4 protein-coding genes, 4 tRNA genes and 1 riboswitch are annotated in these 6590 nt (G+C 31.6%); all 8 genes read right to left on the reverse strand.

What is annotated here, in order from left to right; all coding sequences use genetic code 11:
* Positions 1-345 precede the first annotated feature (345 nt).
* On the reverse strand, positions 346-1026 hold the full coding sequence (locus IO99_RS02425) for a ComF family protein (protein WP_035129773.1): 681 nt from the start codon (positions 1024-1026) through the stop codon (positions 346-348).
* Entirely contained in the window at positions 999-2021 is a 1023-nt protein-coding gene (locus IO99_RS02430) for a hypothetical protein (RefSeq protein ID WP_035129775.1), read from the reverse strand. The genes IO99_RS02425 and IO99_RS02430 overlap by 28 nt, the downstream gene beginning before the upstream one ends.
* 14 nt (positions 2022-2035) lie before the next feature.
* Positions 2036-4243: an SF1B family DNA helicase RecD2 gene (gene recD2, locus IO99_RS02435; protein ID WP_035129777.1), complete on the reverse strand. Its 2208-nt coding sequence runs from the start codon at positions 4241-4243 to the stop codon at positions 2036-2038.
* Positions 4244-4553: 310 nt separating this feature from the next.
* A complete protein-coding gene (gene metK / locus IO99_RS02440; RefSeq protein WP_035129780.1) occupies positions 4554-5729 on the reverse strand; it encodes a methionine adenosyltransferase in 1176 nt (391 codons plus the stop codon).
* A gap of 97 nt (positions 5730-5826) precedes the next feature.
* Positions 5827-5929: riboswitch (SAM riboswitch) on the reverse strand.
* 233 nt (positions 5930-6162) lie between these two features.
* A tRNA-Tyr gene (locus IO99_RS02445) sits at positions 6163-6247 on the reverse strand.
* Positions 6248-6252: 5 nt separating this feature from the next.
* Positions 6253-6327 (reverse strand) — tRNA-Thr (locus IO99_RS02450).
* Positions 6328-6368: 41 nt separating this feature from the next.
* Positions 6369-6444 (reverse strand) — tRNA-Val (locus IO99_RS02455).
* A gap of 5 nt (positions 6445-6449) precedes the next feature.
* Positions 6450-6534: transfer RNA gene (locus IO99_RS02460), tRNA-Tyr, on the reverse strand.
* Between the last annotated feature and the right edge of the window lie 56 nt (positions 6535-6590).

Raw genomic sequence — 6590 nt, forward strand, 5'->3', positions numbered from 1 at the left:
TATATAATGTAATAAAAAAAGTGGCATGCACCACGTTCCTAACGTAAAACCAATAAAACGTAAAAATCTATACTTTCCTATACACTAAAAAATAGCAGTCCATAAAAGACTGCTAATTAGCACCATTAAGGTACTTATGTCGTTTGACCTGGTCTTTGACCCCACACTCGCCTACTGGAGCTTTTGCTACCCAGAATTACCCTCTCACTACTAACCCTCTCGCATTATAATACGGTAGGACTTACTTCTAAGCCGCACCATGCTCATTAAACATTTTATTTAACTTACGTGGATCGTTTCGCCTGCGACTGGCATCGACTTTCAACCACAAACCCGACTCTTATATTATACTCTACTTTTCGCCGCTGTCAATATAAAAACTTCATTGGCCTTTATTTCCTTAATAGCTTTTGCCGCATAAAAAGCTGTAGCTCCAGATGTGATTACATCATCGATAATGAGTACTCTCTTTCCTTCTATTTCTTTTTTATTTTTAACTATAAAAGAATCCTTTATATTTTCCCATCTTTTTATATTGTCTAATCCAATTTGATCTGCACTATCACTTGCTTTATAAAGCAATTCCTTGTAAGGAATTTTACAATTTTTACTTATATATTTACAAAGTACTTCACATTGATTAAACCCTCTACTTTTTAAAGCAGATTTACTACTTGGAATAAAGGTTAATATATCTACCTTATCCTTTAAATTTTCTAATATAAAATCACACATATAACCTGCTAATATTTTTCCTGCTAAAAAACTCTTATTGTATTTAAGTTTTAAAATCAATTTCTTTAATTCATAGCCGTAGAATCCTAAAGAATAGCTTATAAATTCCTCATCTTGGTAAGTTATTAAGGACTCTATATTAATTATATTAATGCTCTTTTTACATTTTTCACAAATATAATCCTTATCTTCATATTCATCACATATTATGCATTTATCATCTATTCCATATATAGTGGACAATATATTATCTACTATCTGTTTTATAATTTCAAAACTCCCTCTTCCCAAGCTCTTTTATTTAACTCCCTTAAAATATTTTTACATCTATCCATATCCTCAGTTTCACTATTACAAAGAAAAATAACCTCTTCTCGCTCTGCCATAGATCTTCTATTTATCTTACTAGATATATAAACCAAATCCTTATAATTAAAGTTATCATTATCTGCAAAAAAAATCATAATATTCAAAGGATGCACTCCATAATAGTTCTCATTATAATTATTAGTAACCAATATACCATACTCTGCTAGTAAAAATTTAGACAGTTCCTTCTTGTCACTATCTCCTGTTATATCTTTAAATATATTTTTTGTAAGCTTATGGTCTATATTAGAAAGATAATTATAAACCTTATGAGTTTTCTCATCATCTGGAGTATATATTAAAACCTTCTTATTAGTATTTATTGACCACTCTAGGTATTCATATACACTCATAGGTATTTCTTCTTCTATATTTACTCTAGTTACCATAATCCTAGGTTCAGCAATAGGAACTTGTTTATCTTTTCTTAAATTATATAATATTAACTCATTATGAAAAATTGGTTCCGTGGAATAACTAATCATAGTTCCATAGTTATTACATAGATACTCCATTAGCTTATTTATAGATTCATTGCTATATATAGGCCTAGAATTTATTTCATCATATATAATAAAGTCAAATTTCTCATTTAAGTATAAGGCTCTACTGTGGGTACATATATTAACTTTACCTGTATATGCTATATCATTCTCACCTTCAATAGAATTTATAAAAATTTTATTAATCAATCCTAATATCTTTACCTCTTCTATATCTGTATTTATTATATATAATATCTTTTTACTTTCTTTAAAACACCAGTTAAATACCTTATTAAAAATTTGTTTTTTATTATTTAATGCAGAAATTATATTTATTTTATGCAACTTCTTTTTAGCACCATCTAATATGGTATCTTCTATAGATTTCTTTGATGCCTCCACTATCTCTCTATTGGTTTTTATAAATGACATAAAATCGCTCCTACCTACATATGAATTATCTCTCTTATTCTCCATTTAAGTCCTGAATATCTCTCAAAACTTCTATTGTTATCTTTCATAAATTCAACTACTTTAGAATTACCTACCAATACAACTAACTTCTTAGCCCTAGTTATTCCAGTGTAAAGCAAATTTCTGTTCATCAGTAGCGGTGGTCCCATAAACATAGGCATAATAACTACAGGAAATTCACTTCCTTGGCTCTTATGGATAGTAACTGCATAAGCTAAAGTTATTTCATCTAAGTCGCTTTCCTCATACTCTACGATTTTATCATCTTCAAAGCATACAGTAATCTTATCCTCATCCTCACTAATTTCTGTTATATACCCCACATCTCCATTAAATACACCCTTACCTTCTTCACTGGAATTATTTTTGCTCCATTTTAGAGTATAGTTATTTTTAATTTGCATAACCTTATCTCCTACTCTAAAAATCATATCTTTAATCTCAACTTCATCCTTATCTTTACTTTTAGGATTTAACACTTGCTGAAGTTGTATATTTAAATTATCTATTCCCATAATTCCCTTACGCATAGGTGATAATACCTGTATATCTCTAACACTATCCCATTCCACATTAAACTTAGGAAGTCTCGTTTTCACTAATCCAATGATTTTTTCTAACATCACTTCACTATCTGCAGCTCTTTCAAGATAGAAATCACTATTTTTGGTATTTAAAATAGGCATCTTGCCTTCATTTATTAAGTGGGCATTTTGTACTATCATACTTTCTTGACCTTGTCTAAATATCTCATTAAGTCTTACAACTTTTACTGCATCACTTTCTATGATATCCCTAAGAACATTTCCTGGTCCCACTGATGGCAGCTGATCCACATCTCCTACTATTATTAGTCTAGTTCCCACTTGCATTGCTTTTAAAAGAGCATTCATAAGACTTATATCTACCATAGAGGCTTCATCCACTATTAAAACATCACATTCTATGGCAGATGTTTCATTTTCTATTTCATCTACCTCTTCTTCACTATAACTTCCTATTTCCAAAAGTCTATGGATAGTTTTTGCTTCTCTACCTGTAGCTTCAGCCATCCTTTTTGCTGCTCTTCCTGTAGGTGCAGCCATAAATACCTTAAGTCCTAAGCTCTCAAAAATACTTACAATACAATTTATAATTGTTGTCTTTCCTGTTCCAGGTCCCCCTGTTATAACCTCTATCCCATTAAAAAAAGCACCCTCTATAGCTTCTTTTTGAGAATTGGCTAATTTAATATTTGCTTTACTTTCAAAGTCATTAATTTTCTCATTTACATTTAAACTTAATTTATCATAATTAGTAGTGGCTAGTTCTACTATTTTACGTGTTACAGACATCTCTAGATAAAGATAGGACATATTATATACCGCATCTATATTATCTACTACCTCTACCTTAATCTTTCCATCAATTATCAGCTCATAAACTCCTTCATCAAATTTCTCACTGTTTATCTCCAGAAGTTTCATTCCTTTATCCCTTAATCTATCCATAGGTATAAAGGTATTCCCTATAGTACAAAATTCATTAATTATATATATAACTCCACTTTTTATTCTAAATAGAGAGTCCTTCTCTATGCCCAAGCTCTTAGCTATGGAATCCGCTGTTCTAAACCCAATTCCACTTATGTATTCTGTTAATATATATGGATTATCCTTAACTATATTTATGCAGTTAACTCCAAATTTCTTGTAAATCTTCATTGCCATATTAACAGTTATGCCGTAACTTTGAAAGAAAATAATAATATCCTTAGTAACCCTCTGCTCTAAATAAGATTTCATAATGGTATTTATTCTCTTTTTACCTATGCCAGGAATCTCTTCAAGCTTTTCTATATTACTATCTAATATTTTTATTGTATCTTCTCCAAAAAATTCTACTATTTTTTTTGCTGTAACCTTTCCTATACCTTCAATGACTCCACTAGCTAAATATTTTTCGATGCCGCTAGTAGTTGTAGGTATTATTTCATGTATGCTTTCTATTTTAAACTGCTTACCAAACTTAGGATGAACAGTCCACTCCCCTTGAACACTATATTCTTGGGATTCATTTATAAATGGTATTGTTCCAACAATGGTGACAACTTCCTTATCACACCTTAGTTTACATATTGTATACCCATTATCATCATTTCTAAATACAACTGTTTCAACTATCCCTTCAATGGTTATCATAAAATCTCTCCTAATACCTATTATTATCTATCTATAACTATTATTATACCAAATTATATCTCATATATATTAACAATATAATAAGATTTAGTAATATGGCTCAGTTTAAAATAAAAATATTTATCCTTGTTAAATTTCATAATCTATGCAAATTTAATTATAGTCTTTTTAATGAAACTCGACTCAGTACTTTCGCTGAGTAAGTGATTCACACCAAATCGTAGATTTGGGTTCTCTACTTAAAAAATCCACACTAACAAATCATATTGTTAGTGTGGATTCTTATTGATAAATATATATCTTTAATTACTTATATATATTTCTTTATTTCTTCAACCTTATTTAATTGCTCCCATGGTAGGTTTAAGTCATTTCTTCCAAAGTGACCATAAGCAGCAGTTTGTTTGTATATAGGTCTTCTTAAATCCAATTCTTTTATAATAGATGATGGTCTTAAGTCAAAAACTTTATTAACTATATCTACTATCTTATCTTCTGAAAGTTTTCCAGTTCCAAAAGTATCAATTTGTATAGATACCGGTCTAGCAACACCAATAGCATATGCAAGTTGTATTTCTAGTCTATCAGCAACACCAGCAGCTACTAAGTTTTTAGCTACCCATCTTGATGCATAAGCAGCAGATCTATCTACCTTTGTTGGGTCTTTTCCTGAGAAAGCTCCACCACCATGTCTACCAGATCCACCATAGGTATCTACTATTATTTTTCTACCTGTAAGACCTGAGTCTCCTTGAGGTCCTCCAATAACAAATCTACCTGTAGGATTTATATAGTATTTTGTGCTTGCATCTAATAAATCAGCAGGTACTATCGGAGCTATAACATGCTCTTTTAAATCCTTCTCGATTTGTTCTCTTGTAACATCTGGACAATGCTGAGTTGAAATTACTATAGTATCTATTCTAACTGGCTTATTGTCTTCATACTCTACAGTTACTTGAGTTTTTCCATCTGGTCTTAAGTAAGATAAAGTTCCATTCTTTCTTACTTCTGCTAGTCTTCTTGATAATTTATGAGCCATAGAAATTGGAAGAGGCATATATTCTTCTGTTTCATTTGTAGCAAATCCGAACATCATACCTTGGTCTCCAGCACCCGTAGCCTCATCATTGTTCATTTGACCTGCTTTACTTTCTAAAGCTTCATCAACTCCCATAGCAATATCTCTTGATTGCTCATCTATAGATGTTAATACTGAACATGTATTGCAATCAAATCCATATTTTGCTCTATTGTATCCAATCTCTTCAACTGCATTTCTAACAACCTTTTGGAAGTCTACATAGCAGTTTGTACTTATTTCTCCCATTACAAGAACCATTCCTGTAGTAGTTGCAGTTTCACAAGCTACCCTAGCATTTGGATCTTTTTCTAATATGGCATCTAGTATTGCATCAGATATCTGATCACACATTTTATCTGGATGTCCTTCAGTTACTGATTCTGACGTAAATAATCTTCTCATTGAATTTTCCTCCTTAAGTATTTAAATATTACCGACACTTAAAAATAAAACCTCTTCTTATCAGACAAGAAGAGGTTAGTATATTTCAAACTAAGCTTTCTTATCTTGCAGAAAATCCTGCAGGAATTGGCACCATTGCTTTTAATAGCCGGTTGCTGGGTTTCATTGGGCCTTTGTCCCTCCACCACTCTTGATAAGAGTTATATTATTAATTTATACATAGATAATAGCATAGGGAAATTTAACTGTCAACACACTTATCTATTAATATAAATAATTAATATTTACCATTATAATAACTTTCTATATGCCATTAAATATATTTTAAACTTAATAAAAAGATTTATTCAATTATTATAAAATACTTACTCAATTCCTATTTTATATTTTATTAAAAATAAAATAAGACACTAAGTAAACTTAGTGTCTTATATGGTGGAGGAGGACGGATTCGAACCATCGAAACGAAACGTAACAGATTTACAGTCTGCCCCCTTTGGCCACTCGGGAACTCCTCCATTTATGGAGCTGGCAATAGGAATCGAACCTACAACCTGCTGATTACAAATCAGCTGCTCTACCGTTGAGCCATGCCAGCATATTATATAGTTTTGAAATTTAATGAATTATAATTCATTATGGTGGTCGCAACAGGGATCGAACCTGTGACCCCCTGCTTGTAAGGCAGGTGCTCTCCCAGCTGAGCTATGCGACCTTATATGGTGGAGGAGGACGGATTCGAACCATCGAAACGAAACGTAACAGATTTACAGTCTGCCCCCTTTGGCCACTCGGGAACTCCTCCACTTATGGAGCTGGCAATAGGAATCGAACCTACAACCTGCTGATTACAAATCAGCT

Origin of the sequence: Clostridium sulfidigenes, from assembly GCF_000732635.1 — a bacterium.
Classification (GTDB): Bacteria; Bacillota; Clostridia; order Clostridiales; family Clostridiaceae; genus Clostridium_J; species Clostridium_J sulfidigenes.